The organism is Cupriavidus sp. GW823-FHT07A04, from assembly GCF_058794615.1.
Genome location: NZ_JBXAHA010000001.1, coordinates 333,831 through 359,859 on the forward strand (window position 1 = coordinate 333,831; position 26,029 = coordinate 359,859).

General features: G+C 67.1%; 26 protein-coding genes. 10 read left to right on the plus strand and 16 right to left on the minus strand.

Features of this window, described 5'->3' with window-relative positions:
* Positions 1–3: 3 nt before the first annotated feature.
* Positions 4–819 carry a helix-turn-helix domain-containing protein gene (locus AC1Q7Q_RS01540; protein ID WP_492376721.1) on the minus strand — a complete coding sequence of 272 codons (816 nt, stop codon included), beginning with the start codon at positions 817–819 and terminating at the stop codon, positions 4–6.
* Between AC1Q7Q_RS01540 and AC1Q7Q_RS01545 the strand changes: the two genes are divergently transcribed.
* On the plus strand, positions 818–1,579 hold the full coding sequence (locus tag AC1Q7Q_RS01545; RefSeq protein ID WP_492376722.1) for a hypothetical protein: 762 nt from the start codon (positions 818–820) through the stop codon (positions 1,577–1,579). The genes AC1Q7Q_RS01540 and AC1Q7Q_RS01545 overlap by 2 nt on opposite strands.
* Positions 1,580–1,612: 33 nt before the next feature.
* On the opposite strand, the gene AC1Q7Q_RS01550 is transcribed toward AC1Q7Q_RS01545, so the two are convergent.
* Both AC1Q7Q_RS01550 and AC1Q7Q_RS01555 read right to left on the minus strand, forming a co-directional pair.
* Complete coding sequence (locus tag AC1Q7Q_RS01550) at positions 1,613–2,305, minus strand: glutathione binding-like protein (RefSeq protein WP_492376723.1); 693 nt, start codon at positions 2,303–2,305, stop codon at positions 1,613–1,615.
* A gap of 198 nt (positions 2,306–2,503) precedes the next feature.
* On the minus strand, positions 2,504–3,766 hold the full coding sequence (locus AC1Q7Q_RS01555; RefSeq protein WP_492376724.1) for an acyl-CoA dehydrogenase family protein: 1,263 nt from the start codon (positions 3,764–3,766) through the stop codon (positions 2,504–2,506).
* A 192-nt stretch (positions 3,767–3,958) separates the two neighbouring features.
* Here AC1Q7Q_RS01555 and AC1Q7Q_RS01560 point away from each other — a divergent pair, with 192 nt between their 5' ends.
* On the plus strand, positions 3,959–4,894 hold the full coding sequence (locus tag AC1Q7Q_RS01560) for a LysR family transcriptional regulator (RefSeq protein ID WP_492376725.1): 936 nt from the start codon (positions 3,959–3,961) through the stop codon (positions 4,892–4,894).
* A 25-nt stretch (positions 4,895–4,919) separates the two neighbouring features.
* Here AC1Q7Q_RS01560 and AC1Q7Q_RS01565 read toward each other — a convergent pair whose 3' ends face one another.
* The 8 genes from AC1Q7Q_RS01565 to AC1Q7Q_RS01600 form a co-directional block, all read right to left on the minus strand.
* On the minus strand, positions 4,920–6,353 hold the full coding sequence (locus AC1Q7Q_RS01565) for a hypothetical protein (protein ID WP_492387122.1): 1,434 nt from the start codon (positions 6,351–6,353) through the stop codon (positions 4,920–4,922).
* Positions 6,350–6,970 carry an RNA polymerase sigma factor gene (locus tag AC1Q7Q_RS01570; RefSeq protein ID WP_492376483.1) on the minus strand — a complete coding sequence of 207 codons (621 nt, stop codon included), beginning with the start codon at positions 6,968–6,970 and terminating at the stop codon, positions 6,350–6,352. Before AC1Q7Q_RS01570 ends, AC1Q7Q_RS01565 begins: the two co-directional genes overlap by 4 nt.
* A gap of 98 nt (positions 6,971–7,068) precedes the next feature.
* A complete protein-coding gene (locus AC1Q7Q_RS01575) occupies positions 7,069–8,880 on the minus strand; it encodes a vWA domain-containing protein (RefSeq protein WP_492376482.1) in 1,812 nt (603 codons plus the stop codon).
* A 128-nt stretch (positions 8,881–9,008) separates the two neighbouring features.
* Positions 9,009–10,016 carry a Bug family tripartite tricarboxylate transporter substrate binding protein gene (locus tag AC1Q7Q_RS01580; RefSeq protein ID WP_492376481.1) on the minus strand — a complete coding sequence of 336 codons (1,008 nt, stop codon included), beginning with the start codon at positions 10,014–10,016 and terminating at the stop codon, positions 9,009–9,011.
* Between the two features lie 274 nt (positions 10,017–10,290).
* Positions 10,291–11,367, minus strand: coding sequence for a phosphotransferase (locus AC1Q7Q_RS01585; RefSeq protein WP_492376480.1), 1,077 nt, complete (start codon positions 11,365–11,367; stop codon positions 10,291–10,293).
* 99 nt (positions 11,368–11,466) lie between these two features.
* On the minus strand, positions 11,467–12,201 hold the full coding sequence (locus AC1Q7Q_RS01590; RefSeq protein WP_416048032.1) for a histidine phosphatase family protein: 735 nt from the start codon (positions 12,199–12,201) through the stop codon (positions 11,467–11,469).
* A gap of 105 nt (positions 12,202–12,306) precedes the next feature.
* Positions 12,307–13,086, minus strand: a complete 780-nt coding sequence (locus AC1Q7Q_RS01595; protein ID WP_492376479.1) for an oxepin-CoA hydrolase, alternative type — start codon at positions 13,084–13,086, stop codon at positions 12,307–12,309.
* A 92-nt stretch (positions 13,087–13,178) separates the two neighbouring features.
* Entirely contained in the window at positions 13,179–14,702 is a 1,524-nt protein-coding gene (locus AC1Q7Q_RS01600; protein ID WP_492376478.1) for a 3-hydroxyacyl-CoA dehydrogenase, read from the minus strand.
* Positions 14,703–14,942: 240 nt separating this feature from the next.
* On the opposite strand from AC1Q7Q_RS01600, the gene AC1Q7Q_RS01605 reads away from it, so the two are divergent.
* Positions 14,943–15,584 (plus strand): glutathione S-transferase, encoded by a 642-nt coding sequence (locus AC1Q7Q_RS01605; protein ID WP_492376477.1) that lies wholly within the window; start codon positions 14,943–14,945, stop codon positions 15,582–15,584.
* A gap of 222 nt (positions 15,585–15,806) precedes the next feature.
* On the opposite strand, the gene AC1Q7Q_RS01610 is transcribed toward AC1Q7Q_RS01605, so the two are convergent.
* Both AC1Q7Q_RS01610 and AC1Q7Q_RS01615 read right to left on the minus strand, forming a co-directional pair.
* Positions 15,807–16,994, minus strand: coding sequence for a pyridoxal phosphate-dependent aminotransferase (locus AC1Q7Q_RS01610; protein ID WP_492376476.1), 1,188 nt, complete (start codon positions 16,992–16,994; stop codon positions 15,807–15,809).
* 54 nt (positions 16,995–17,048) lie between these two features.
* Positions 17,049–17,603: a putative toxin-antitoxin system toxin component, PIN family gene (locus AC1Q7Q_RS01615; RefSeq protein WP_492376475.1), complete on the minus strand. Its 555-nt coding sequence runs from the start codon at positions 17,601–17,603 to the stop codon at positions 17,049–17,051.
* 39 nt (positions 17,604–17,642) lie between these two features.
* Between AC1Q7Q_RS01615 and yaaA the strand changes: the two genes are divergently transcribed.
* Complete coding sequence (gene yaaA, locus AC1Q7Q_RS01620) at positions 17,643–18,428, plus strand: peroxide stress protein YaaA (RefSeq protein ID WP_492376474.1); 786 nt, start codon at positions 17,643–17,645, stop codon at positions 18,426–18,428.
* A gap of 94 nt (positions 18,429–18,522) precedes the next feature.
* Entirely contained in the window at positions 18,523–19,665 is a 1,143-nt protein-coding gene (locus tag AC1Q7Q_RS01625) for a M14 family metallopeptidase (RefSeq protein WP_492376473.1), read from the plus strand.
* A gap of 85 nt (positions 19,666–19,750) precedes the next feature.
* Here the strand turns inward: AC1Q7Q_RS01625 and AC1Q7Q_RS01630 are convergent, their stop codons facing one another.
* From AC1Q7Q_RS01630 to AC1Q7Q_RS01640, 3 genes are all read right to left on the minus strand, one after another.
* A complete protein-coding gene (locus AC1Q7Q_RS01630; RefSeq protein ID WP_492387123.1) occupies positions 19,751–20,566 on the minus strand; it encodes a BspC domain-containing protein in 816 nt (271 codons plus the stop codon).
* Between the two features lie 313 nt (positions 20,567–20,879).
* Positions 20,880–21,752 carry an N-formylglutamate amidohydrolase gene (locus AC1Q7Q_RS01635; RefSeq protein WP_492376726.1) on the minus strand — a complete coding sequence of 291 codons (873 nt, stop codon included), beginning with the start codon at positions 21,750–21,752 and terminating at the stop codon, positions 20,880–20,882.
* A gap of 12 nt (positions 21,753–21,764) precedes the next feature.
* Positions 21,765–22,751 (minus strand): tripartite tricarboxylate transporter substrate binding protein BugE, encoded by a 987-nt coding sequence (locus AC1Q7Q_RS01640; protein WP_150983798.1) that lies wholly within the window; start codon positions 22,749–22,751, stop codon positions 21,765–21,767.
* A 179-nt stretch (positions 22,752–22,930) separates the two neighbouring features.
* Here AC1Q7Q_RS01640 and gcvA point away from each other — a divergent pair, with 179 nt between their 5' ends.
* The 5 genes from gcvA to AC1Q7Q_RS01665 all read left to right on the plus strand — a co-directional run bounded on the left by gcvA (position 22,931) and on the right by AC1Q7Q_RS01665 (position 25,971).
* Entirely contained in the window at positions 22,931–23,833 is a 903-nt protein-coding gene (gcvA, locus tag AC1Q7Q_RS01645) for a transcriptional regulator GcvA (protein ID WP_441633559.1), read from the plus strand.
* Positions 23,834–23,989: 156 nt separating this feature from the next.
* Positions 23,990–24,295: a YXWGXW repeat-containing protein gene (locus AC1Q7Q_RS01650; RefSeq protein WP_492376727.1), complete on the plus strand. Its 306-nt coding sequence runs from the start codon at positions 23,990–23,992 to the stop codon at positions 24,293–24,295.
* A gap of 238 nt (positions 24,296–24,533) precedes the next feature.
* Positions 24,534–25,094, plus strand: coding sequence for an RNA polymerase sigma factor (locus AC1Q7Q_RS01655; protein ID WP_492376728.1), 561 nt, complete (start codon positions 24,534–24,536; stop codon positions 25,092–25,094).
* Positions 25,091–25,489 carry a hypothetical protein gene (locus AC1Q7Q_RS01660; RefSeq protein WP_492376729.1) on the plus strand — a complete coding sequence of 133 codons (399 nt, stop codon included), beginning with the start codon at positions 25,091–25,093 and terminating at the stop codon, positions 25,487–25,489. Before AC1Q7Q_RS01655 ends, AC1Q7Q_RS01660 begins: the two co-directional genes overlap by 4 nt.
* Positions 25,486–25,971: a periplasmic heavy metal sensor gene (locus AC1Q7Q_RS01665; protein WP_174422869.1), complete on the plus strand. Its 486-nt coding sequence runs from the start codon at positions 25,486–25,488 to the stop codon at positions 25,969–25,971. Before AC1Q7Q_RS01660 ends, AC1Q7Q_RS01665 begins: the two co-directional genes overlap by 4 nt.
* The last annotated feature ends 58 nt before the right edge of the window (positions 25,972–26,029 follow it).

A 26,029-nucleotide genomic window follows, 5' to 3' on the forward strand; every position in this document is an offset into this window, starting at 1 on the left:
CCGTCAGGCCTGCATGGCCCGGACGGCGATCGTGCGTGCCACCGATGCGATCACGTCCTGCTCTGCATCGGTCATCAAGGCCATATGGCGCACCGTGACACGCTGTGCCGGCGTGATGTTGAACTCGGCGCAGCGTTGTTCCAGCACGAGCGCGCCGCCGCGGCCGCCGCTGTCGGCCTCGCTGAAGTTGAGCATCTCGCTGGCGTCCACGCCCAGCGTGCCGGCCAGCGCGCAGATATTGATCAAGGAGACATTGCGCACGCCGCGCTCGATGCCGCTGAGGTAGGAGCGCGCCATGCCGCTTTCGAGAGCGAGCTTTTCCTGTGACCAGCCACGCTGTTTGCGCAGCTCGGCAAGGTGCAGCCCGAAGCGCTTGAGAGGATCGGCGACCATGGCTCTGTACGTGATTGAGAACGGATCGAGGCTAAGGGTTTGACCTCTTTGTGGCGACGCCTTATAGTAGTACGCACTATAGGTCACTGACCTGGCACTCGCCGCATGCCCTCGCATGTCCTCGCATGTAATCCCATGTATCCGGACGTCGCCGGACGTCGCCGGACGTCGTTGCATGCCGGACGAAGCGCGGCGCCAATGCGTCGCCGGCAACCTGCGGATGATGCCCGCCGGCGAAGGGTAAAAGCTTGTCCACATGTTACGAATGGGTTTCGCGGCCACAAGGAAAGAGGCGCCCCGCCTCGGCATCTTGTTAAAGCAGCGAAGCACCAGGCCAAAAAAGATCACGACCTCGACATAGAGGCACTCAAATCCCCGGGGAAGCGCGGCGCTGTATTTTTCAATTACGTGGAGAGTGAGTGCCATGCGTATTTTTTCGTTGTTCGACGCGCAGATGCGTGGCGAAATCCTGACAGGCGGAACCGCGTCGCAGTTGCGCGTGGGCCTGCAGGTGAGGGTGGTGCCGGAAGCCGCTGGCCTGGGCAGCAGCGGGGACTACGTCTTTTTGCGGCAAGGCGCGATGCAGTCCGGCATTGTCACCACGCGTGCCGAGTGGTGGGCTTGCCTGCACGGCACGATCAAGCTGACTCCGGTGGGTGGCGAGCCGGTGCTGGTGTCGGCGGGCGGCGTCTATGCGCTGCGCCAGGCCGAGCGCGTGCATCTGGCGGTGCTGCAGGACACGGTATTGATCCGTGCGATCCTGGACCCGAATGCCGTCGGGCTGGTGGGAGCGGGCGTGACCAGCAGCTACGATGCCTTTGCCGTGGGCCGGGCGGATTTCTGGCGGGCCGGTGGCGCACAGCGCGGTGCGGATGGCGTGCCGCGCGCCAATGCGGCTTTTGTCTCGCTGGCCGAGGGCGAGCCTGAATGGGCGCTGCGCCTGCGCGCGGGCGGGCTGAACTGGGCGGCCTGCCATGCGGGCACGCTATGCCTGCAGTGGCATTCGCCATGGCCGCACGTCGAGCGGCAGGTGGCGTACCTGCAGCCCGGCATGGTCTTCGCGCCGGATCCCGATGAGGCGTACCGGATCGACGCGCTGCATCCCGTGGCGAGCCTGCTGTGCTGCCTGCAGGCGCCGGCGCGCGTGGCCGGCGCTGGCGAGATGCAGGTGGTTTCCCTCCATTGACCGCCTGGCGCCATGGCCGCGCTGACGGGCTGCTCAGCGGCGCTGGTACTGCGTGGCGCCGAACAGGATTTCCCGTTCCTTGTCGCCGCTCAGCGGCTTGCGTTCCTGTGCCAGCACCGCGACACCGCGCTGCACGGCGGGCCGCTCGGCGATCTCAAGGAACCAGCGCTTCAGGTGCGGATAGTCGTCCAGCTCCACACCCTGGTTCTGCCAGCTGCGCAGCCACGGGAAGGTCGCGATATCCGCCACGGAGTATTCGCTGCCAGCCAGCCAGGCATGTTCCGACAGTTGCTTGTCGATGACGCCGTACAAGCGCTTGGCCTCGTTGGTGTAGCGGTTGATGGCGTACTCGATCTGCTGTGGCGCATACATGCGGAAATGGTGCGCCTGGCCCAGCATCGGGCCGACGCCGCCCATCTGGAACATCAGCCATTGCAGCGCGTCGTACTTGTCGCGCACGTCCTCGGGCAGGAACTTGCCGGTCTTGCCGGCGAGGTAAAGCAGGATGGCGCCGGACTCGAACAGCGAGATGGGTTTGCCGTCCGGGCCATCGGGGTCGACGATGGCCGGGATCTTGTTGTTCGGGCTGATCTTGAGGAAGTCCTCGCCGAACTGGTCGCCGGCGCCAATATTGATGGGGTGGACCTTGTACGGGAGGCCGCACTCCTCGAGCATGATGTGGATTTTGTGGCCGTTGGGCGTGGGCCAGCTGTAGACGTCGATCATCGGGAAGGGCTCCTGGCTGCGATCGTGCAATCGGTGAATCGCCACATCAACCACTGGCGCGGCGAACCGCGCGATTTAAGCACAGAAGAAAAAAACGCGCAGACTGGCTGCGCGTTTTCCATGTTGCCAGCAGGGCCGGCGGTGAGACCGGTTGTGGCCGGTTGTGGCCGCTTGTGGCGGATTGCGGATCGTTGCGGCTTAGAAGCCGCGTGCCACCGGCATGCTGATGTCGTCCGGGCTCACGCCCATGTGCTTGGCCAGCTCCAGCTTGGCGATGGCGTTGCGGTGCACCTCGTCCGGGCCGTCGGCCAGGCGCAGGGTGCGCTGGTGCGCCCACCAGTTGGCCAGCGGGAATTCGTCAGAGACGCCAGCGGCGCCGTGCACCTGGATGGCCCAGTCGATCACCTTCAGCGCCATGTTGGGGGCGACGACCTTGATCATGGCGATCTCGGCCTTGGCCACCTTGTTGCCGGCGGTGTCCATCATGTAGGCGGCCTTGAGCGTCAGCAGGCGCGCCATTTCGATTTCGCAGCGGGCTTCGGCGATGCGCTCGCGCGTCACGCCCTGGGCGGCCACCGGCTTGCCGAATGCAACGCGCGACAGGGCGCGCTTGCACAGCAGTTCCAGCGCGCGCTCGGCCACGCCGATGCTGCGCATGCAGTGGTGGATGCGGCCCGGGCCGAGGCGGCCTTGGGCGATCTCGAAGCCGCGGCCTTCGCCCAGCAGGATGTTGGCTGCCGGCACGCGCACGTCCTTCAGCTCGATCTCCATGTGGCCGTGCGGCGCGTCGTCGTAGCCGAACACCGGCAGGAAGCGCTTGATGGTGATGCCTGCGGTATCGGCCGGCACCACGATCATCGATTGCTGTTCATGACGGCCCGCTTCCGGGTCGGTCTTGCCCATCACGATATAGACCTCGCAACGGGGATCGCCCGCGCCCGACGACCACCACTTGGTGCCGTTGATCACGTATTCGTCGCCATCGCGGCGGATGCTGCAGCAGATATTGGTGGCGTCCGACGAAGCCACGGCCGGCTCGGTCATCAGGAAGGCCGAGCGGATCTCGCCGCGCAGCAGCGGCTCCAGCCACCTGTCCTTGAGTTCTTCCGACGCGTAGCGCTCCAGCGTCTCCATGTTGCCGGTATCGGGCGCCGCGCAGTTGAAGACTTCGGCCGACCAGGGCACCCGGCCCATGATCTCGCACAGCGGTGCGTATTCCAGGTTGGACAGGCCTTCCGGGGCACGCTTGGAATGGGGCAGGAACAGGTTCCACAGGCCGGCTTCGCGCGCCAGCGGCTTGAGTTCCTCGATCACCTTGGTTGGGACCCAGGCGTTGCCGGCCTGGCGGTTGGCCTGGATCTCGGCGTAGAAGCGCTTCTCGTTCGGATAGATGTGCTTGTCGAAGAAGGCCAGCAGGCGAGCCTGCATTTCCTTGACCTTGGGGGTGTACTCGAATTGCATGTTGTCTCCTCCACCTCTGAATGAGGCCGGCATCGGTTGGGCCGCCGCGGGTTGCGGTGGGCCGTTTCCGGCACCGGCGGACGCGGTTTGCGCCGACTGGAGAGGACTGTACCGCAATCCAGGTAATTAGAAAAATGAATTTTCTGGATTTGCCAGTATCAATACCGTGCATTCCATGCCAGAATGCCCGTCATGCAGCTATCCCGCATCGACCTGAATCTCTTCGTGGTGTTCGACGCTATCTATAGCGAAGGCAGCATCACGGCCGCCGCCCGCCAGCTTAACCTGACCCAGCCCGCGGTCAGCCACGCGCTGGGGCGCATGCGCCTCTTGTTTGACGACCCGCTATTCGAGCGGCGGGGGCAGGGCATGGCACCCACGCCGCTGGCGCGCTCGCTGGCCGCCGAGGTGCGCACGGCCCTGCAGTCCTTTGCCCGCACCTTGCAGGACACGCCGCATTTCGATCCGGCGGCCACGGTGCGCCGCTTCACCATTGGCATGCGCGATGCGCTGGAGTCCACCCTGCTGCCGCCCCTGATGGCCCGCGTGACCGCGATGGCGCCGCAGGTGGAGATCGCGGCGATCCGCTTCGACCGGCGCGAGATGGAGTCGGAACTGCTGGCCGGCACGCTCGACGCGGCCATCGATATCTTGCTGCCGGTGTCGCCGGCCATCCATCACACGCCCTTCATGGCCGACCCGATGGTGGTGCTGGCCCGCCGCGACCATCCGCTGATGAAGAAGGAGCTGACGCTGGAGCGCTACCTGGCCGCCGAGCACGTGCATGTGTCGTCCCGCCGGCGCGGGGCCGGCCTGGAAGACCAGGCGCTGCACCGCATGGGCCTGACGCGCCGGGTGCGGTTGCGCTGCCAGCATTACGCCGCGGCCTGCCGGGTGGTGAGCTGCACCGACTTGCTGGCCACGCTGCCGCTGCGCTACGCGCGCATCGCCAACGAGCCATATGCCAACCGCTTGCTCTCGCTGCCCTTCAAGGTGCCTACGCTGGAACTGCACCTTTACTGGCATGCCGGCGGCGAGAATGATGGCGCCAATCGCTGGCTGCGCGAGCAACTGCTGGTGGTGATCAACTCGCTCGGCGGCGGTGTGGGCGAGGTGGCCCTGGACTGAGTGCGCCGAGCCTCGTCCCCTGCGCCTACCAGGATGCGCTATCGGCCTGGCGCTCGATGCGCACGGTGGCTGGCGGCAATGTGCTGTCGGCCTGCACCGCATAGGGCAGCGGCGGCCGGTATTGCGCCGGCACCGCCTGCCATAGCCGCTCGACCCACGCCCTGACCTCGGGGCTGGCCGGCGCCGACGCCGTGACACGCAGCGCCAGCTGCGCCCCGGCGGCGGGCTCGGCCCCCGACGGGGCGGATAGCAAGCGCTCCACCGCTAGCTGAGGTTCTTCCCGCAAGCTCATCGTCAACGTTCCCACCCTTTGCACGCGTGCGGCAGGCGCGGGTGCGCGTGCCGCATCGGCCTGCTGCGACGGGCTGGCGCGCAGTGCCAACCTGGGTGCATCGATGGTGGGCGCTGGCGCCGGTGGGGCGATGGGGGCGATCGGGGCTGGCGGCGCAATGGCAGCCATCGGCGCGATCGGCGCCATGGGTGCCGGGGCAGGTACCGCAGGCGCTGCCGCTGCGGCGGGAGGCGCTCCGGCAGAGAGTGAGCCGGTCGCGCCCGCTGCGCTATCCCTGGATGCAGGTGCACGCTGTTCCGCTAGCCGGTCCGGCTCGCGAGGCGCGGCCTTGGCCTGTGCCTCGGCGGGCGGGCGGGCCGGTGCAGGCGCAGGCTGTGCGGCATGAGCGGCTTGAGTGTCGGGCGGAGGCACTGGCGCATCCGCGCGCGGCGATGCCTGCTGTCCCGCGGATTCCGCTTGCGGAGCTGGAGCCGGGGCCGGAGCCGCTGGCTGCACCGCCGCTTGTGCAACCGGCTTGGCGGGTTCCGCCTGCTTTGCCGTCTTGTTTGCTGCCGTGTCCGCCACGGGGGCCGGGGCTTGGGCGGGTAACGTGATTTCGCCGTGGCGCAGGTCAAGCTGGCGCATGACGATCTGCAGCGACAAGACGCCCACGCCAAGGGTGGCGGCGAGCGCGCCCAGCGCGGGCCACCAGCGCCGTGCGGGGCGGGCACGGGGCGGCTTGCCAGTTGGCTCTGCGCCGGCGGCCGGTTGTGCGGGCAGCGCCTGCTCGCGCAGCCACGCCTGCGCTGCCTCGCTGACTGGCGCGCCTAGCACGCTTTGCGGCACGTCGCCGCGCCGGATTTCCTCCAGCACGGCATTGCGGCGCGTGGCCTGCGCCGCTTGCATCCGCGCGGCTTGCGCCATGACCGCTGCCTGCAATCCCGCCGGCGGCGTGAAATCCAGTTCGTCATCGTCGGCGGGCGCCTCGGCTTGTTCGGCGTAGGCCCGGACCTTGGCCGGCAGCGAGGCTGGCGGTAGCGGCGCTGGCGCGTTGCGCGCCGCCTGCTCCGCACGCGCCGCAGCCATCACCGAGGCCTCCAGCGAGGCGGGCGGTATAAAGGCGGGTAACTCGCGCAGCAATGCCGCGAGCCGGTCCTCGCCGGCGATGAAGCGTTCGTCCGCGCTCATGGCAGCCGCTCCTGCGATGGCGTGGCCACCAGGTTCTCGCGCAGCCGTGCAAAGGCGTAGCGCAGCCGGCTCTTGATGGTCTCGAACTTCTCGCCCAGCGTCAGGGCGATGTCCTCCACGCTCATCTCGCTGAAGAAGCGCAGCACGATCACCTCGCGCTGCGCCGCCGGCAGCGCCAGCAGCGCTTGCCGCACGCCCTGCAGGTTCTGGCGCAACTGCGCCTCGGCCTCGGGGCTGAGGTCGTCGGCAGGCATGGCGAGATGCGTCTCGTCGAGCGTGTCGCGCTGGCGCTCGTAGGCGCCGCGCAACTGGTCCAGCCAGGTATTGCGTGCGATCTGGAACAGGAAGGTGCGCAGGGCCGCGCTGGGCTGGTAGTCCGCGCAGCGGGTCATCAGCTTGACCCAGGTCTTCTGGGTCACGTCCTCGGCCTCGCTGGTGTTGCCCTGGCAAAGCCAGGCCACGTAGTTGTACAGCGCCGCGTTGTGGCGGCGGAACAGCTCGGCCACCGGCTGCTCGATCAGGCCGTTGGCGACCAGCAGCATCAGGTCGGTATCCGGCAGCGCGGACAGTCCGGCAGAGGATGGGGAGGGCGGGGCGCCAGGTGAGGGGGCATGCATGCGCGGGAGTATATGACAGCCCCGCGCGCCGCCGCGAGGGGCTGTCGGTGCCGGGTGCCTGCGCGCGGGCAACCCGGCGGATGGTGGGCGAGGCGGCCTCAGCGTGGCGGCTCCCCGGCAGGCTCGCCGCCTTGTGCCAGCGGTGCGCGCGTCGACAGGGCCTGCGCCAGGTCGACCAGCTTGATGAACTCGCCGCGGTAGCCAAAGCGGTCGGCGCCGCGCGCGCCGAGCGCCAGGGTGCGCGCGTCGGCGTAGGTCCAGCCGTTGACATGATTGCCGCCACGCAGTATCTGGCCGAAGCCGGCTACCGCCGCGGCGAAGCGCATGGCGTCGTCGGCCTGCGCCAGCGGCCGCACCGCGCTGTCCTGCACGGCCAGGTCGATCAGCTCGCTGGCTTGCGCCTGCGGCAGCTTGTAGCGCAGCTTGATGTGGGCCAGCTCGCCAGCGGCGCCCTTGCCTGGCTGGGCGGCAGGGCTCGCCGGCTGGTAGCGCAGCGGGTCGATCAGGCCGGGCTGGCCCGCCAGCGTCAGCTCATAGAGGGCTGTCACGGTGTGGCCGGCACCGATGTCGCCGGCGTCGACCTGGTCGTTGTTGAAATCCTCGCGCTTGAGCGCGCGGTTTTCATAGCCGATCAGGCGGTATTCCTTGACCGTGGCGGGGTTGAACTCGACCTGGATCTTGACGTCGCGCGCCACCGTCGCCAGCGTGGAGCTGAACTCCTCGGCCAGCACCTTCTGGCCTTCCATCAGGTTGTCGATGTACGAGTAGGCGCCGTCGCCCGCGTCGGCCAGTTGCTCCATCAGCTGGTCGTTGTAGTTGCCGGTGCCAAAGCCCAGCGTGGACAGCGAAACGCCGGACTTGCGCTTCTCCGCGACCAGGGCCTTGAGCTGGCGGAAGTCGGTGATGCCCACGTTGAAGTCGCCATCGGTGGCTAGCAGCACGCGGTTGATGCCGCCCGCGATAAAGCTCTGCTGCGCCGCCTGGTAGGCCAGCGCGATGCCGCTCGCGCCGGCGGTCGAGCCGCCCGCTACCAGCGAATCGATGGCCGACGAGATGGTAGCCTTGTCGCTGCCTGGCGTCGGCGGCAGCACCACGCGCGTGCCGCTGGCGTAGGTCACCAGCGTGATGCGGTCCTGCGCGCGCAGCGCGTTGGTCAGCAGCTTGAGCGAGGACTTTAGCAGCGGCAGCTTGTCGGGCGAATACATCGACCCCGACACATCGACCAGGAAGACCAGGTTGGCCGGCGGCAGGCTGTCGCGTGCCGCGTCGGCGGCCTTGATGCCGATGCGCAGCAGCACGTTGCGCGCTTGCCATGGCGCGGGCGCGGCGTCAGCGTGCACGGCAAAGGGGCGGCCGTCGCGCGGCTGCGCGTAGTCGTACGGGAAGTAGTTGACCATTTCCTCCACGCGCACCGCGTCGGCCGGCGGCAGGCGGCCGGCATTGAGCAGGCGGCGCACATTGCTGTAGCTGCCGGTGTCGACGTCGATGCTGAAGGTGGAGACAGGCGCTTGCGCTACCTGCTGCACGCCGTTCTCGTCGATGGCGCCATAGCGCTCACGGTCTGGCCCAGGCTGCGGCTGCGGGTAGGGCATGGGGCGTGCCATCAGGGTCATGGGCGCCGCAGGCATGGCGCGCATGGCAGGCGCGTATGCATTGGCCACGGCGCCGGCGACCGCCTCCTTGGCGGCAGATGCGGTGTCGCGGGCTTCTGCCGTCGGCACGGTGGCCACGGACTGCACGGGAGCGGCCGGGGCAACCGGCGCAACCGGGGGAGTTGCCACCGGCTGCGTGGCCGGTGGCGCGTTGTCGGCGCGCGCGGGCAAATCCGGCGGGGTAGGGGCAGTGGTGGAATGACCACCGCAAGCGGCCACCGCAAAGGCAATGGCCAAGGCTCCCAAGCGCTTAAGCATGTTCTTTTCTCCTGAAGGGCCGCGCCGGCGATGCCGGCGGCTGGGCGCTGTCAGTGAAACGAGGCAGCCTGGCGCAAGGGGTTAAGCGCGATCAAAAAAAGTCAGAACGTGCCAAGACCCGGCGCGGGTCAGTCGAGCCGGATGTCGGCCTGCTTCACCACGGTGGCCCAGCGCGCACGCTCGGCGCTGAAGAACTTGTTTGTCTCCGGCGGCGTCATGGTCACCACTTCCGCACCCTGGCCGGCGAGCTGCGCGCGCACGTCCGGCAAGCGGATGATGCGGATCAGTTCGCTGCTGATGCGTGCCACCAGCGCATCGGGCATGCCCGCGGGCGCCATCACGCCTTGCCAGGTTCCGGACTCGAAGCCTGGCACTCCTTGCTCGGCAATGGTCGGCACTTGCCCCACCAGCGGCATGCGCGTCTTCTTGGACACCGCGATCACCTTCAGCTTGCCGGCCTGCACCTGGGGCAGCGTCGCCAGCATGCCGTTCATCAGCACCTGGGCGGTGCCGCCCACGGTATCGGCCACCGCCTGCGCACCGCCTTTGTAAGGCACGTATTGCCACTTCGCGCCGGTAGCCTGCGCCACCGCCACGCCCGCCAGGTGCGGCGCGCTGCCGATGGCGGTCACGGCAAAGTTGAGCTGGGTGCGCTTGGACAGGTCCACCAGTTCCTTGAGGTTGCTGACCTGCACCGACGGATGGACCACCAGCAAATGCGGCGAGTACGCCAGCATGGAAACGCCCTTCAGGTCCTTGCCCGGATCGAACGTGAGTTTGGTGTAGACCGACGGGCTGATGGCCAGCGCGCCGACATCGCACAGCAGCAACGTGTGATTGTCGGTGCCGGCCTGCGCGACCATGGCGGCGCCGATATTGCCGTTGGCGCCCGGGCGGTTATCCACCACGATGGGTTGGCCGAGGGCTTCGCCGAGCTGGCGGCTGATCAGGCGGGCAATGATGTCGGAGGACCCGCCGGCGGGATAGGGCACAACCAGCCGGATCGGGCGGGTAGGCCAGTCGGCGGCTTGCGCCGGCGACGACAGCAGCGTGCCGGCCGCGCCGAGGCTGCCCAGCGTGGCGGTTGTGCCGAGGGTCGAGAGTTGGGTCAGGAAGGTGCGGCGGCTGGTTGCCATGGGCGTTGTCTCCGGCTTTGTTTTCTTTATGATTGTTGTATGTTGTCGTATATGTTGGATCATAGCCGGAAGTCCTGGGCGGGTCCAGGGCATTTTTTGGCGGGATTTCAGGCGTGAAGGATGGCGAGCCTGACGAGAGTCGCAGTGAGGTCGTTGCCGAAAACAGGCCTACACATCATCTGATACGATAACTTGCCCCGTAAAAAAACCTCTTCCCCGCGCTGGGGGAAGAGGTTTTCCGATGATCCCGGCGAAGCGCCAGATTGCCAGATTGTTATTGCTTTGCCTTCTTTGCGTACTCCCAGCCCATTTCCGCCATCGGCCGGGCGCGCTTTCCTGCATCCGCGGCCTGCGCGGAGGAAGCTGTCCCGTCCACCACGCGTTTCATGATCCCCTGCAGGATGCCGGCAATCCGGAACATGCTGAACGCCAGGTAGAAATTCCAGTCGCCGGTGATCGGCCGGCCGGTACGTTGCTCGTAGGTGCGGCGGTACGTGGCCTCGTCAGGGATGCCAAGCCCGGCATGGTCCAGGCCAGCGATGCCGCGGAACTGTCCCGGGGCGATGTGCCAGCTCATGCAGTGGTAGCCGAAGTCGGCCATCGGGTGCCCCAGCGTGGACAGTTCCCAGTCGAGCACGGCCAGCACGCGCGGCTCGGTGGGGTGGAACATGAGGTTATCCAGCCGGTAGTCGCCATGCACGATGGACGTGAGATCGGCGTCTTCCTGCGGGATATGCTCGGGCAGCCAGGCCATCAGCGAGTCCATGGCCGGGATGCTCTCGGTCTCGGACAGCTTGTACTGCTTGGTCCAGCGCTCGATCTGGCGCGAGAAGTAGTTGCCCGGCTTGCCGTAGTCGCCCAGGCCGATGGCCTTGTAGTCGACGGTGTGCAGCGCGGAGATGACGCGGTTCATCTCGTCGTAGATGGCGGCGCGCTCTGCCGGCGTCATGTCGGGCAGCGACTGGTCCCACAGCACGCGGCCGGCGACGAATTCCATGATGTAGAAGGCGCGGCCGATCACGGCTTCGTCTTCGCACAGCGCGTACATCCTGGCCACCGGCACGTCGGTGCCGGCCAGCGCGGCCATCACGCGGTACTCGCGCTCGATGGCGTGGGCCGAAGGCAGCAGCTTGGACTTGGGGCCCGGCTTGGCGCGCATCACGTAGGTCTGGCCAGGTGTGATCAGCTTGAAGGTGGGGTTGGACTGGCCGCCCTTGAACTGCTCGATGGAGAGCGGGCCGGCAAAGCCGGCAACATGCTCGCGCATCCAGGCTTCCAGCGCGGCCAGGTCAAAGCGTTGCTGCTCGGCTACCTCGCGGGTGCCTTCGAAATTCGAAACGTTGGTGCTCATGCTGTCTCCATGTTTTCGGTATGTTCCGGGTTTTCCGAGATTCGATTACGTCTGTCTTGTCCGTCTTGTCTGTTTTATCTTTATCTCTGTGCGGCGTGGCTAGCTGGCCGGCCCGCGCAGGTCGCGAAAGCGCAGGTATTGATGCAGCAACACTTCCATGGTGGTGTGGCGCGAACCGCTGTGCACGGGCGTGGGCGGCGAGTAATTCATCATGCGCACCACCCAGTCCAGCGGATCGTCGCCCACGTCGAGCACATTGATGCAGCCGGCGGTTTGCATCAGGCTGCCGTAGAACACGCGGCGCCCGCAGGTGATGGCGTGGGAAAGGATGGCGCGGTTGGTGCCGCCATGCAGGACCAGCAGGGCGGTGTCCCAGTTCGGGTCGTCGCGCAGGCGGCGCAGCGCAGGCAGCACGCGGTCGAGGAATTCGCCCACGCTCTCGCCATCGAGGAAGCGCTTGTCTTCGGGCACTTCGCCTTCAAAGGCGCCGATAAATGCGTCGCGCAGCTTGTCGTCGCTGATGCCTTGCAGCTTGCCGCCGCGGATTTCCTGCAGCTCGGGCCAGGTTTCCATCGCGGCATCGGCCATGCCGGGCAACTCCGCCAGCACGCGCTCGGCGGTTTCCACCGTGCGTGGCAGCCCGCTGACGATGATGCGGTCGAAGCGGATGTTCTCGGCGGCAAAGGCACGGCCAGCCGCGCTGGCCTGTTCGCGCCCGGTCTCGTTGAGCGGCACCAGCTCGGGCAGCGCAGGGCGCCCGGTCTCGTCGAAGTAGGTCACCGCGCCATGGCGCATCAGGTAGACGCGGCGGCGGGGCGAGGGCGGCAATTCCATGCAAGTCTCCGGTGCTTTTGCTTCTGTGCCCGTCTGCGCGGGCATCGTTGGCGTGGCATTGCGAGGCCGGGTGCGCGCATTGGCGAACCCGGCGGGCAGGGCGGCTCAGCGGTAGTTCGGCTTGCGCTTTTCCAGGAAGGCGCCGATGCCTTCGCCGCCATCCTTGTGATGCAGCGCGGCCACGAAGTTGTCGCGTTCTTCCGCCAGGTGTTCGGTCAGGCTGGCGGTAGCGGCGTGGTTGATCAGGCCCTTGATGCGGCCCATGGCGTGCGGCGAGCGCGTGGCCAGCGATTCGCCCAGGCGCAGGGCTTCGGTCAGCGCCTGGCCGGGCGGCACCACGCGGTTGACCAGCCCGAAATGCGCCAGGCGCGCGGCATCCACGGGCTTGCCTTCCATGATCAGTTCGCAGGCGAGCTGCCGGGGCAGGGCGCGGGCCAGCTCGTACGAGCCGCCGCCGTCAGGCGTCAGGCCAACGTTGACGTAGGCCATCACGAACTTGGCGTCGCTGGCGGCCACCACGAAATCGCAGGCGAGCACCAGCGAGAAGCCGGCGCCCGCGGCGGGGCCTTCCACGGCGGCGATGATCGGCTTGGGGAAGGCGTGCAGCGTTTCGATCCAGTGGTTCAGGACTTCGATGCTCTCGGCTTGCACCTCGCGCGGCTTGGCGCGGTTGCCGAGCAGGCGGTTGAGGTTGCCGCCGGCGCAGAACACGCCATCGGCGCCGGTGATCACCACCGCGCGGATTTCGTCGTCGCGCGAGGCCAGCTCAAGCGCTTCCTGCGAGGCCGCGTAGATGTCCGGATGCAGCGCGTTGCGTGCCTCGGGGTTCGAGATGGTCAGCACCAGGGTGGTGTCGACGCGTTCGGATAGCAGCTGTGCGGTCATGGCGGCCTGTGCGGATGCGCGAATGCAACGATGCAACGCGGTGTCGGATACGAAACGACCGCAGGCCAGAAACAAGCCTGCGGTCGCGGTTCTTACTGCTCTTCGGTCAGCAGCGACAGGCCGAGGCCGGCGCGGCGCCACAGCCACGGGCTGGGGCGGTAGCGCATGTCGCCGGTCAGGCGTTCCAGGTTGCGCAGCACGGTCAGCACCAGGTGCGGGCCGATCACGTCGCCCAGCGCCAGCGGGCCCTTGGGGTAGCCCAGGCCGAGGTTGACGGCGAGGTCGATGTCCACCGGCGTGGCAATGCGCTGCTGCGCGATGTCGCTGGCGATGTTCACGATGCAGCTGATGATGCGCTGGGCCACGAAGCCGGCCGAGTCGCGGATCACGGTCACGGGCACGCCGTCGCTGCCAAACACGCCGTGTGCGGCCTCGCGCATGGCGGCTGACGTGGCTGGCGTGGTCATCAGCGTGCGGCGCTTGGTGGCCTCGAACGGCAGCAGCGTGTCGATGGCGACCACTCGGGTGGGGTCCAGGCCCTCATGCAGGGCGCAGGTGGTGGCGTCCAGCCCCAGCGGCGTGACCACGATCAGGGCGTCGTCCGAGGGCCGGTTGCCGGCTTCGGGCGTGATGCCCAGCGAGAGCAGCAGCTTGACGGCCATGCCGTGGCCGCGTTCGTCGTTAAGGCTGACCCAGACGCTGGCCGGGCGCGCGGTGGGCACGGCGGCGGTGGCGGGCAGCTGCTTCTGGCCGTCGGCATAGCGGTAGAAACCGGCGCCGGCCTTGCGGCCGATCAGGCCGCCCACCGAGCGGATCGCCGTGATGGGCGACGGCCGGTAGCGCGGTTCCTGGTAGAACTGGTTGTAGATGGACTCCATCACCGGGTGCGACACGTCCAGCCCGGTCAGGTCCATCAGCTCGAAGGGGCCCATGCGAAAACCCGCCTGCTCGCGCATGATGGCGTCGATGTCGGCGAACCCGGCCACGCCTTCCTGCGCGACCTTCAGGCCTTCGATGTTCATGCCGCGCCCGGCATGGTTGACGATAAAGCCGGGCATGTCCTTGCAGCGCACCGGAGTATGGCCCAGGCGGCGCGACAGCGCCATCAGCGCGTCCCCCACGGCGGGGTCGCCGGACAGGCCGTCGATCACCTCGACCACCTTCATCAGCGGCACCGGGTTGAAGAAGTGGTAGCCGGCGATGCGGCCAGGTTGCTTGGCGCCCACCGCGATCGCGGTGATCGACAGCGACGACGTGTTGGAGGCAATCACGGCATCCGCACGCAGGATGGCTTCGAGCTTGGCCACCAGGTCACGCTTGACTTCGAGCTTCTCGACGATGGCCTCGAGCACCATGTCGCAGCCGGCCAGGTCTTCCAGCGCATTGCAGGGCAGCACGCGGGCCAGCGCGGCGGCGCCGTCCTCGGCGCTCATCTTGCCTTTTTCGGTCAGCTTGGCGAACGTATCCTGCAGGTATTGCCGGGCGGCTGCCACGGCTTGCGGGTTGGTGTCGTACAGGCTGACGGTCAGCCCGGCCTGCGCGGCGATCTGGGCAATGCCCCGGCCCATGGCACCGGTGCCGACGATGCCTAGCGAGTCAATGGTGAAAGTGCTCATAGTGCGTCCAGAAAAGTGTGGTTAAATTAGCACGATCGTACGTTTTTTGCATCATCCGCGACAGTGGGGCGATGCAGGCGGCGTGCGCTGATCGGCCAACGCGGACCGCCAGAGTCTGTCATGGCACACAATGCCTGCTTGCCTGTGTGTGGGCAGGGTACCTTAGCCCCTGATTTCATCGCGATCCACCCGGTGGGTTGCCAATCACGCCAATCACGCCATAACGAGGAGAGAGACGACATGCTGAAACTCTGTGGTTTTGCCGCCAGCAACTACTACAACAAGGTCAAGCTGGCCTTGCTGGAAAAGAACCTGCCGTTCGAGGAGGAGCTGGCCTGGATCGGCAAGACCGATCTCGAAGCCACCCCCCTGGGCAAGGTGCCCTACATGATCACCGATCACGGCCCGCTATGCGAGTCCGAAGTACTGGACGCTTACATCGAGGCGACCTACCCGCAAACGCCGCTGCTGCCCGCCAGCCCCTACGAGGCGGCCAAGGTGCGCGAACTGGTGACCTTCCTGGAGCTGTACCTGGAGCTGACCGCGCGCGAGCTTTACGCTGAAGCGTTTTTCGGCGGCAAGGTCAGCGACGGCGTCAAGGAACGCCAGAAAAAGCTGCTGGAGCGCTATATCCCCGCCTTCGCCAAGCTGGCGAAGTTCTCGCCCTACCTGGCGGGCGACACCTTTACACTGGCGGACTGCGCCGCGGTGGTGCACTTTCCGCTGATCTCGTCTTGCACCAAGATCATCTACGGTACGGACATGCTGGCCGACCTGCCGGTCAAGGAGTACCTCAAGCGCATGTCGGAGCGCCCGACGGTGCAAAAGGTGAATGAGGATCGCAAGGCGAATACCGAGCTGATGCTGAGCGGCCGGAAGTAAGGCGAGACGTCGCGCGATGCGAAGCGAGCCGTGAAGGTGTGATCTCCCGTTATGGGGCGAGGAGTCTTTCGCCCCACCCGGGTCGCCTTCTTTGCCTCCTTTCTTGGCGAGACAAGAAAGGAGGTCGCCTCCCCGCAGGGGAGGTGAAACTGCTTTTGACTTTGTCCTTGAATTTAAGCAGTTGCAGTTGCAGTTGCAGTTACAGTCAAACCGTCATCCCACTTACAGCCGCTTCAATCTCTCCAACGCCAGCGCCAGCGTCTCTTCCTTCTTGGCAAAACAGAACCGCACCACCCCAGACTCCCGCGGCTGCGAGTAAAACGCCGAAACCGGAATCGCCGCCACGCCGATCTCGCGCGTAAGCCACATCGAGAAATCCGCCTCGCTCATGTCCGAGATGGCGGAGTAGTCCACGCACTGGAAGTAGGTGCCGTCCGACGGCAGCAGCTTGAAGCGCGTGCCGGCCAGCCCGGCGCGGAAGAAGTCGCGCTTGGCCTGGTAGAAGGCCGCCAGGTCCAGGTAGGGCGCCGGGTCCGCCATGTAGTCGGCCAGGCCATGCTGCACCGGGGTGTTCACCGTGAACACATTGAACTGGTGCACCTTGCGGAACTCGGCCGAGAGCGCGGCCGGCGCGGCCACATAGCCCACTTTCCAGCCAGTCACGTGGTAGGTCTTGCCGAAGCTCGATACCACGAAGCTGCGCCGTGCCAGCTCGGGGTGACGCGATACCGACTGGTGCGGCTGGCCGTCGAACACCATGTGCTCGTACACCTCGTCTGACAGCAGCAGGATGTCGGTGCCGGCCAGCAGTGCGGCCAGACGATCCATGTCGCCGGCGCGCCAGATGGTGCCGGTGGGGTTGTGCGGCGTGTTGATCAGCAGCATCCGCGTGCGCGGCGTGATCGCGGCGGCGAGGCGGTCAAAGGGGATGTGGAAGTGCGGCGCGTCAAGGGCCACCGACACGACCTTGCCACCGGCCATTTCGATCGCGGGGATGTAGCTGTCGTAGCAGGGTTCCAGCACGATCACTTCATCGCCCGGATGCACGGCGCACAGGATGGTGGTCAGGATGCCCTGGGTGGCGCCCGCGGTGACCGTGATCTCGCTGTCCCAGTCATAGGCATGGCCGTACAGCTTGCCGATCTTGCTGGCGATGGCCTGGCGCAGCTTGGGCACGCCCGCCATCGGCGGGTACTGGTTCAAGCCAGCGCGCATGGCGTGCGCGACGGCATCGACGATCTTCGGGTCGCAGTCGAAATCCGGGAAGCCCTGGCCGAGGTTGACGGCATTGCGCTCGGCGGCCAGCGCCGACATCACGGTAAAGATGGTGGTGCCGACCTTGGGCAGGCGCGAAGCCGGCGGCGTGAGGGGAGCAAGGGTGCCGGGCTGGGCGGAAAGGTTCGTGGGCATGGGAAGCTGCGTCAGGCTGGGCGGTCGGGATGGGCGGAAAACGATGCTGGCATTCTAGCGGGGATCGGCCGGCGCCTGTGCCGCGGCCTCCTCGCGCGCCGTCAGCCAGTTGGCGAAGGCCTGGGGCAGCAGGATATCCACGCCGCTCTGGCGGCGCAGGCGGCCTTTGAGCTTGAGCACGGCCTTGTCCTTGGAGACCAGGCAGGCGGCCTGGGCAAAGTGCGCCAGCTCGATGAACTTCTGGTCGTCGGTATCGCGGCAACGCGGCAGGCGGGCCGCCGCGATGTCGGCTTCTTCCGGGATGGCGATGAGGGCGGTCAGCCGGTCGACAGTGGCCATGGCGGCGGGAATATCGACACCAAAATGGGCAAATTGCGGATAAGCCAGCACTCGGCGCAACTCCTCGCGGCAATCGGCGCGGATCACCGCGGCAATGGCGCCGGTGTCCAGCGCGGCCCGGATCGGTTCGACGTGCGGATCCGCAAAGACCAGCAGGTCGACCCAGATGTTGGAGTCGAGCACGACCCGCGGTACCAGCGGGCCGGGGACAGGAATGGCCTGTGGGGACGGCGGGGAATTGAGGGGTACTGCGGTAGAGTCGGGGTGCATTCGTTACAATCTGGCCTTTGTGTTTGCCGCGATTTTGCCATGCTCATCGTCTTGTCCCCTGCCAAGTCGCTCGACTACGAGACGCCCCCGCGTCTGAAGACCCATACGCTGCCCCGTTTTATCGACCGTTCGGCGGTGTTGATCGAGCGGCTGCGCAAGCTCGCGCTGCAGGATATCGGGGCGCTGATGGACATCTCCGACAAGCTCGCGGTGCTCAACGCCACCCGCTACGGCGACTGGTCGCCGGAATTTACCGCGGCCAACAGCAAGCAGGCCGTGCTCGCCTTCAACGGCGATGTGTACGAGGGGTTCGACGCATCCAGCCTGTCGGACGATGACCTTGGCTTCGCGCAGAAGCATGTGCGCATCCTGTCCGGCCTGTACGGCGTGCTGCGCCCGCTCGACTGGATGCAGCCCTACCGCCTGGAGATGGGCACGCGCCTGGACAACGTGGCGGGCAAGGATCTCTATGCGTTCTGGGGCGATGACGTCACGCAGTTGCTCAACGATGACTTCAAGGCACAGAAGGCAGAAGGCAGTCCGGCCCTGGTCAACCTGGCCTCCGAGGAATACTTCAAGGTGGTGCGCCCCAAGGTGCTTGGCGCCAGGATCGTCACGCCGGTGTTCGAGGACTGGAAGGGCGGCCGCTACAAGATCATTTCCTTCCACGCCAAGCGGGCGCGCGGCTTCATGGCCCGCTACGCGGTGACGCATCGCATCACCGAGCCGGCCAAGCTCAAGCGTTTCGCCGAGCATGGCTACGCCTTTGATGCCGCGGCATCCGACGACGCCCGCTGGGTCTTCCGCCGCCGCCTGGAAGACTGACGCACGCTGCGCCGGCTACGCCCTATCGCCCCCGAACCCAGTGCCAGGGATGGCCTACAGGCATCCCGGCCCGAACCCTCCGAGACGCCACATCATGAGTTCAGCCCTGCATATTTCCGCCAGCTTCGATTCGGGCGCGATTGAAGTCGAATCGCTTGCGCAGGCGAGCGACATCCGCCTGCGCATCCGGGCCGACTCGCATGCAGAATTCCGCCAGTGGTTCCATTTCCGGCTGCAGGGCGCGGCTGGCCAGGCATGCCGCCTGCAGTTCCTCAATGCCGGCGACTGCACCTACCCCGACGGCTGGCGCGGCTACCAGGCCGTGGCCTCCTATGACCGCGCGCAATGGTTCCGCGTGCCGACCAGCTTCGATGGCAGCACCATGACGGTGGCCTTCACGCCCGAGCACGACAGCGTGTGGCTGGCCTACTTCGAGCCGTACTCCGAGGACCGCCACCTGTCCCTGCTAGCCACTTGCCAGCGTTCGCCGCTGGCGCGGCTGTCACACCTGGGCAGCACGGTGGATGGCCGCGACATGACCGCGGTCACGGTCGGCACGCCTGGCGACGGCAAGAAGGCCATCTGGATGATCGCGCGCCAGCATCCCGGCGAATCCATGGCGGAATGGTTCTGCGAGGGCGTGCTGCAGCGCCTGACGGGCACTGGCATGTGGGCCGGCGACCCCGTGGCGCGCCGCCTGCTGGAGCGCGCCGTGTTCCATATCGTGCCGAACATGAACCCCGACGGCTCGGCGCGTGGCAACCTGCGCACCAATGCGGCTGGCGCCAACCTCAACCGCGAATGGATGGCCCCCAGCGAGCAGACCAGCCCGGAGGTGTATCACGTGCGCCGTGCCATCGAGGCCACCGGCTGCGACATGTTCTTCGACATCCATGGCGACGAGGGCCTGCCCTATAACTTCGTCGCGGGCAGCGAGATGCTGCCCGGCTTTACCGAGGTGCAGAAGGCCGAGCAACTGCGTTTCATCGACGCGTTCAAGCGCGCCACGCCGGACTTCCAGGATGTGCACGGCTACGCCGCCAGCAAGTACAACCAGGACGCGCTCAAACTGGCCTCGAAGTACATCGGCCATACCTTTGGCTGCCTGTCGCTGACGCTGGAGATGCCATTCAAGGACAATGCCGACCAGCCCGATCCGGCGGTGGGCTGGAATGGCGCGCGCAGCGCCCTGCTGGGCGCTGCGATGCTGCAGGCGGTGCTGGCGCAACTGGGCTGAGGGCGCGATCTGGCACCTGGCCGCCACTCAGGTGGCCAGGTGCCGGGCGGCTCCATGCGCAGGGCTGGCAGCGCCTGGGCAGCACTCAGTGTGTCTTCTTGGTAGTCGACTTGCTGGTGGTCTTGGCGCTGCTGCTCTTCGCGGTCGATTTGCTGCTGCCCGACCTGGAAGAGGACGCGGTTGCCTTCGCGGACTTGCCCGAGCTGGACTTGCTTGCCTTGCTGCCCTTGCGGCCCTTGCCGCTGGTGGCTTGGCGCGTGCTGCTGCTGCGTACGGCGGGCGCGGCTGCCGGCTCGCTGATGACGGTGCCGCTGCCATCGAGCAATTCATAGGCCAGCATCATGCCGTCGGCATAGCCGCAGCGTACCTTGACCGGTTCCCACTGGGCTTCGGCGCGGCGCTTGTGGGCGGTCGCGGAAAATGTCACCACCGAGCTGACCGGCACCGCTTGCTTGCCTTGCGAGAAGCGGCCGTCCCATGGCTCGACGGTAGCCTGGCCGGCGCCGAGCGCGCCGGTGGGGATCTTCAAGGCGTCGTAGGTGGCCGAGCGGGGCACGACCCAGCTGGCGTGCGCGGCGCAATCGGCCACATCTGCGCTGGCGTTCTCGGTTTGCATCAGTTGCTCGCGCATCTGCGCACGGTACTCGGCCAGGCTCACGCGGCCTTGCGCGGGCAGGGTCACTGTCTTGGTGGGCGGTGCGGCGGTGGCGGGCGGGGTCGGCGCGGGGCGGGTGGATGCGGAGTTGGCAGCGGCTGCCGGGGTGGCGATGCTGGAGGACATCACGGCGTCGCGATCATTGAGCGGGGTATCGGCGCAGCCCACCAGGGCGATCGCACCTGCCACTGCAGCAGCGAGCGCACACAGCCGGCTGCTGAGGAGGTCAGAGATTCGTCGGATCACGGGATCGTCTTGCTTTGGAGCGTAAGGGGTTGGCAAAGGTCTGCCATGATAGAGGAAACCCATGCGGCAAAGTTCCGAAATCTCCCGACTTAAGGGTTCTACCCGAAGGGAATACATGCCGGATGTGCAGCAGAGTGCAGCGCAGGGCAGTGTTTTGCCCGGCTGCACGGGCCGCCCGGGGATGGCGGCGCGAGGGGTGATGCAAGCGTGAGGCACGAGTGAGCCCGGCGCGGGTGCCAGTTGGGCCCGCCACGCAATGCGCGGCGGGCCTCCCGGCGTTCAACGCCCTCGAATGCGAAAACGCTGAACCCGCTCAGATTGTCTTGACGAAGGCCTTGAGGTCGTCCAGCAGCGCGTTGAGGTCTGCCTTCAGCTTGCCGAAGCCCGCGTTGTGCACCAGGCCGACTTCGTCCATGTACAGCTTGCGGTTGATCTCAAGCTGCAGGCTGTGGCGCTTTTGCGCCGGCTGGCCCACCACGCGCACGATTTCCACGCCCTTGTAGGGGTGGTTGCGCCAGACGTCGTAGCCCATCTCCTTGAGCACGCCTTCCACGCGGTCCGTGAAGCGCGTGTCACAGGTGGTGCCGTCGCGGTCGCCCACCACGAAGTCCGGATGCTGCAGCCCGGGATGCTCGGTGGCGTACTGCGCCGCCTGGCTGGGCATCGAGTGGCAGTTGATGTGCCAGGCGCTGCCGTGCGTGGCGATGGCCTGGTCGGCCAGCTTTTGCAGTTGCGCGTAGTAGGGCAGGTAGTACTGCGTAATGCGCGCCTGCACCTCGGCCACGCTCAGCTTGCGGTCGTAGATGGCCTCGCCGGTATCCAGCACGCGCCACACCAGGCCCTTGCCAAGACGGGTCTTGGAGGTTTCCTGGCGCGGGCCGGGCCAGGGCGCGTCGAGCACGGCTTCGTCGATTTCCTCGATGCCGCGGTTGGCATCGAGGTAGCTGCGCGGGAAGCCCGCGCACAGCAGTGCAATGCCGCGTGCGGGAGCGTCGGCGTACAGCTCGTCGACGAAGGTGTCTTCGGCCTGGCGCAGCAGCGCCAGGGGCAGGCCGGCCGCCGGCCGGAAATCGGCCGGGTAGCTGGTGGCGCTATGCGGCGAATCGAGAAAGAGCGGGCTGCTCTCGCCTTGCGGCAGTTGCAGGAGGTAAGGGCTGAGCCCGGTCTTTCGGTCTGCTTCCGTCATGATGTGCGTCGTTTAATCCAGGGTGATCTTGGCTGCGGCGGCGATGCGCTTGTTCTTCGCCACTTCGGACTTGATCTGCGCGGCGAATTGCGCCGGCGTGTTGCCAACCGGCACCGCGCCCAGCTTCTCCAGCTTAGCCTTTACTTCTGGCAGCGCCAGCACCTTCACGGTGGCGTCGTGCAGCTTGGCTTGCACGTCGGCGGGCAGGTTGGCCGGCGCGATCAGGCCAAACCAGGCGGCGTCGTTGACTTCAGGCAGGCCGAGTTCGGCAAATGTCGGCACGTTGGGCAGGGCCGGCACGCGCTTGGGCGAGGCCACGGCCAGGGCGCGCAGCTTGCCGCCTTCGATGAACGGCAGCGAGGACGGCAGGTTGTCGAACAGCACCTGCACCTGGTTGGCCAGCGCGTCGTTGAGCGCCGGGCCCACGCCCTTGTAAGGTACGTGCAGCAGCTCGGTCTTGCTGCTCATCTTGAACAGCTCGCCCATCATGTGCGAGACGCTGCCGTTGCCGGCCGAGCCGTAGGCCATCTTGTTCGGCTGGGCCTTGGCCAGCGCGATGAAGGCCTTCATGTCGTTGGCCTTCACCGCCGGGTTGATGCTCATCACGTTGGGCACCGAAGCCAGGTTGGTGATGGTGGTGAAGTCCTTGGTGGCGTCGTACGACAGGCGCGGGTACACGGCCGGGTTGATACCGTGCGTGGACGCGGTGGCGATGCCCAGGGTGTAGCCGTCCGGCGCGGCCTTGGCCAGGTAACCGGTACCAATGCTGCCGCCGGCGCCGCCGCGGTTGTCCACTACCACGGTCTGGCCCAGTTGCTGGCCGAGCTTGTCGGCCACGATGCGCGCCACGATGTCGGTGGTGCCACCTGCCGGGAACGGCACAACCAGCGAGATCGGCTTGGTCGGGTACGTGCCCTGGGCAGCGGCCGACAGCGACAGGCCGGCGGCGGCGGCGCCAGTGGCGGCGGCAAGGAGGCGGAGCATGTTACGGCGTTGCATGGTTCGGTTCCTGAATGGAGGGAGGAGAGAAGGAGAGCGATTAAAGCGGTGAAAGCGGTGAAAGCGGTGAAAGCGCGGAAAAGAAAGGCTTCCCTGATTCTGCTTGTTCGTGCAGGCACACCGCAAACGAAATAAAATCGTGCGATCATTCCGTTTGGTAGTGAAGTAAGGGGTTATCTATGCGACGCTTATGTCCGTCGCTGACTGAATTGCAGGCCTTCGAGGCTGCCGCACGCTACAACAGCTTCACCACCGCGGCGCGGGAGCTCCACGTCACCCAGGGTGCCGTGAGCAAGCAGGTGCGCAGCCTGGAGGCCTTCCTTGGCGTGGAACTGTTCGAGCGCGTGCGCCAGCGCCTGATGCTGACCGATGCCGGCCAGCGCTACCTGGACCGCATCCGCCCGAGCCTGACCGAGATCGAGGCCGCCACGGTGGAGTTGATCGCCAAGCAGGGCCGCGGCGGCACCCTGCATATCGCCAGCATGCCCACGCTGGGCGCCAAGTGGCTGATTCCGCGCTTGCCGCAATTCTTCGAGAAGCATCCCGACGTCAGCCTTGAATTCGTGCCGCACGCGCAGGGCTACGACTTTTCCCAGCCCGACCTCGATGCCGCCATCCGCTTCGGCGACGGCATGTGGCCCGGCAGCCTTGCCGACTACATGACTGGCCGCGAAGTGCTTCCCGTGTGCCGCCCGGCCCTGCTGGCCGGCGAGCCGGAAGGCATGGCGCGCGTGCCCTCGGCGCTGCTGCGTTTTCCCCTGCTGCATCACACCACCGTACCCGAAGCCTGGCCCGACTGGTTCGCCGAGCTTGGCGTGGCGACCCGCAAGGCGTGGAGCGGCGCGCGCTTCGACCAGTTCTCGCTGCTGACGCAGGCGGCGATGTCGGGGCTCGGCATCGCGCTGATCCCGCGCTGCCTGATCGAGGAGGAACTCGCCACCGGCGTGCTGGTGGTGGCGCATCCGGCGCGGGTGCTGAGCAAGAAGGGCTACTACCTTTGCTATCCCGAGCAGAAACAGCATCTGCCGGCGCTGCAGACCTTTCGCCAGTGGGTGATGGAAGGCGTCGACGTGGTGGCGTGAGCCGCGCGCCGCCGCTGTAATCAAAACTTACGCTTTTCCGCGACGGTTTTTTCCACCCGCCTGCGTTTAAGAGACATGACAGACATGAATGACAAGCCTGCGTGCAAACCGCGCCAGGCTGTGGATCATGGACTGGAGGCTCTCATGCGCAGACCAATGCCCCTCTCATCTCGCCTTATCCGCCTGGGCGTCGCCGTGACGGCGGCGTTCGCGCTGGCGCCGGCATTCGCTCAAACCATCGTGATTGCACCCGCGGCGCCCCCGCCGATGCGCCAGGAGGTCCTGCCGCCCGCGCGCGGCGGCTATGTCTGGGATCCGGGCCACTGGCAATGGCGCAATGGCGCCTACGTCTGGGTGGGCGGCCATTGGCGCCCGGCCAGGGCGGGCTACCGCTGGGTGCCGGGGCACTGGGTGGCGCGTGGCCCGCAATGGCGCTGGGTCGAAGGGCATTGGGCGCCATGAGCGGCATGGCATTCGTCAAACGCGATGGCAGTCACCACAGCAAGGGGTAACCGATGAAAAGCCTTCTGATCGCGGCGCTTCTCGCCGTCACGTTGTCCGGCTGTGTGATCGTGCCGGCCCGGCCCGCTTATTACCACTATCGCGCGCCGGTTTTTGTTTACTGACGAGGCAAGCCGCGCCCGCCCCAGGGGGGCGCGGCATATGAGAAGGACGAACCGGCAACGCGGAACCACACCCATTGAGCGACACAGATCCGGACGATGCGCTGCTGGCGCGGGTCGGCAGGCATGATGCAGCCGCGGTGCGCGAGATGGTTTCGCGCAAGCTGCCGCGCGTGCTGGCGCTGGCCACGCGCATGCTGGGCGACCGCGGCGAAGCGGAAGACGTGGCGCAGGAAGTCTTCGTGCGGTTGTGGAAGCAGGCCGCGCGCTGGCAACCCGGGCGGGCGCGCTTTGACACCTGGCTGCATCGTGTGGCGCTGAACCTTTGCTACGACCGCTTGCGCGGCGTGCGCGAGCAGGCCATGGAGCTGGGACCCGAGCAGGCGACGCCCGGGGCTGGGCCCGAGGAAGCGCTGGATGCGGCGGCGCAGGGCGCGCGCGTAGGCGCGGCGCTGGCGAAGCTGCCCGCGCGCCAGCGCGAGGCGCTGGTGCTGCAGTATTACCAGGAGTTGCCCAATGGCGAGGCCGCCGCGCTGATGGGCATCAGTATCGAGGCGCTGGAAAGCTTGCTCGCTCGCGCACGCCGCAACCTGCGCGATTTGCTCATGCAAGACGGCCATCATGAGGATTTGCGATGACACCCGAGAGATTTCGCGCACTGACCGAGAGCTATGGCGCCGATCCGGCACGCTGGCCCGAAGGGGAGCGCGCCGCGGGCCAGGCCATGGCTGCCGCGCCCGGGCATCGTGGCGCGCTGGCCGAAGCCGCCGCGCTCGACCGCTTGCTGGCCGCGCATCAGGTGGCCGCCCCGGAGATGGCGTTGCAGCGCCGCATTGCGCAGAGCGCGCCCGCGCCGCGCGCGCCGTGGTGGTGGTCCGGGCTAGGGCTGGCCGGCGTCGGCCTGGCCGGCACCTTGGCGGGCGCGTTGCTGGTCTCGGCCGTGCTGGCCACGGTGTCGGCGCCGGCCGCTATCGATCTGCCCTACGCCCCGACCGGCTTTGGTGGCATGGCGCATAACGGGAGCGAGGAATGAACGAGCGTACGCCGAAGCGGCTCAAGGTAGCGCTGGCGGTCTCCGTGCTGGTCAACGTGTTCCTGCTGGGCGCGATTGGCGGTGGCGGCTATCGCTGGTACGCCGTGGAGCGCCAAGCGGCCGCGCAGCCGCGCGGCCTGCGCTTTGCCGCCGACGGGCTGGAGGCCGAGCAGCGCAGGCAATTCCTGCAAGGCTTGCGCGCGGCGCGCCGTGCCGCGGCGTCGGACGTGGACGCCGCGCGCGACGGACGCCACCAGGTGGAGCAATTGCTGCGGCAGCCGCAGTTCGAGCGCGACGCGCTGGCGGCGGCATTGGCCCGCACGCGCGAGGCCGATGCCGCGGTGCGTGCCCGCCTGGAAAGCAGCGTGGTGGATTTCGCCGCCACGCTGTCGCCCGAGGAGCGGCAGACTCTGGCCGATGCACTGGTCCAGCGCGGCCCGCTGCGCACCGGCCAGGCGCGGCCCGCGAAGGCGGCGCCATGATGCGGCGATCGACCACGACAACGATGGCAATGGCGATAGCGACAAAGCCAACAGGCAC

What these genes read in the sequence shown, in the direction of transcription:
- AC1Q7Q_RS01650 (WP_492376727.1), top strand. Translation starts at nt 23,990, where the DNA reads ATGCCCCTCTCATCTCGCCTTATCCGCCTGGGCGTCGCCGTGACGGCG.
- AC1Q7Q_RS01605 (WP_492376477.1), top strand. Translation starts at nt 14,943, where the DNA reads ATGCTGAAACTCTGTGGTTTTGCCGCCAGCAACTACTACAACAAGGTC.
- gcvA (WP_441633559.1), top strand. Translation starts at nt 22,931, where the DNA reads ATGCGACGCTTATGTCCGTCGCTGACTGAATTGCAGGCCTTCGAGGCT.
- AC1Q7Q_RS01640 (WP_150983798.1), bottom strand. Translation starts at nt 22,751, where the DNA reads ATGCAACGCCGTAACATGCTCCGCCTCCTTGCCGCCGCCACTGGCGCC.
- AC1Q7Q_RS01660 (WP_492376729.1), top strand. Translation starts at nt 25,091, where the DNA reads ATGACACCCGAGAGATTTCGCGCACTGACCGAGAGCTATGGCGCCGAT.
- AC1Q7Q_RS01550 (WP_492376723.1), bottom strand. Translation starts at nt 2,305, where the DNA reads ATGATCGACGTCTACAGCTGGCCCACGCCCAACGGCCACAAAATCCAC.
- AC1Q7Q_RS01555 (WP_492376724.1), bottom strand. Translation starts at nt 3,766, where the DNA reads ATGCAATTCGAGTACACCCCCAAGGTCAAGGAAATGCAGGCTCGCCTG.
- AC1Q7Q_RS01575 (WP_492376482.1), bottom strand. Translation starts at nt 8,880, where the DNA reads ATGCTTAAGCGCTTGGGAGCCTTGGCCATTGCCTTTGCGGTGGCCGCT.
- AC1Q7Q_RS01560 (WP_492376725.1), top strand. Translation starts at nt 3,959, where the DNA reads ATGCAGCTATCCCGCATCGACCTGAATCTCTTCGTGGTGTTCGACGCT.
- AC1Q7Q_RS01665 (WP_174422869.1), top strand. Translation starts at nt 25,486, where the DNA reads ATGAACGAGCGTACGCCGAAGCGGCTCAAGGTAGCGCTGGCGGTCTCC.
- AC1Q7Q_RS01565 (WP_492387122.1), bottom strand. Translation starts at nt 6,353, where the DNA reads ATGAGCGCGGACGAACGCTTCATCGCCGGCGAGGACCGGCTCGCGGCA.
- AC1Q7Q_RS01570 (WP_492376483.1), bottom strand. Translation starts at nt 6,970, where the DNA reads ATGCATGCCCCCTCACCTGGCGCCCCGCCCTCCCCATCCTCTGCCGGA.
- AC1Q7Q_RS01580 (WP_492376481.1), bottom strand. Translation starts at nt 10,016, where the DNA reads ATGGCAACCAGCCGCCGCACCTTCCTGACCCAACTCTCGACCCTCGGC.
- AC1Q7Q_RS01585 (WP_492376480.1), bottom strand. Translation starts at nt 11,367, where the DNA reads ATGAGCACCAACGTTTCGAATTTCGAAGGCACCCGCGAGGTAGCCGAG.
- AC1Q7Q_RS01595 (WP_492376479.1), bottom strand. Translation starts at nt 13,086, where the DNA reads ATGACCGCACAGCTGCTATCCGAACGCGTCGACACCACCCTGGTGCTG.
- AC1Q7Q_RS01615 (WP_492376475.1), bottom strand. Translation starts at nt 17,603, where the DNA reads ATGCACCCCGACTCTACCGCAGTACCCCTCAATTCCCCGCCGTCCCCA.
- AC1Q7Q_RS01540 (WP_492376721.1), bottom strand. Translation starts at nt 819, where the DNA reads ATGGCACTCACTCTCCACGTAATTGAAAAATACAGCGCCGCGCTTCCC.
- AC1Q7Q_RS01635 (WP_492376726.1), bottom strand. Translation starts at nt 21,752, where the DNA reads ATGACGGAAGCAGACCGAAAGACCGGGCTCAGCCCTTACCTCCTGCAA.
- AC1Q7Q_RS01545 (WP_492376722.1), top strand. Translation starts at nt 818, where the DNA reads ATGCGTATTTTTTCGTTGTTCGACGCGCAGATGCGTGGCGAAATCCTG.
- yaaA (WP_492376474.1), top strand. Translation starts at nt 17,643, where the DNA reads ATGCTCATCGTCTTGTCCCCTGCCAAGTCGCTCGACTACGAGACGCCC.
- AC1Q7Q_RS01625 (WP_492376473.1), top strand. Translation starts at nt 18,523, where the DNA reads ATGAGTTCAGCCCTGCATATTTCCGCCAGCTTCGATTCGGGCGCGATT.
- AC1Q7Q_RS01600 (WP_492376478.1), bottom strand. Translation starts at nt 14,702, where the DNA reads ATGAGCACTTTCACCATTGACTCGCTAGGCATCGTCGGCACCGGTGCC.
- AC1Q7Q_RS01610 (WP_492376476.1), bottom strand. Translation starts at nt 16,994, where the DNA reads ATGCCCACGAACCTTTCCGCCCAGCCCGGCACCCTTGCTCCCCTCACG.
- AC1Q7Q_RS01590 (WP_416048032.1), bottom strand. Translation starts at nt 12,201, where the DNA reads ATGGAATTGCCGCCCTCGCCCCGCCGCCGCGTCTACCTGATGCGCCAT.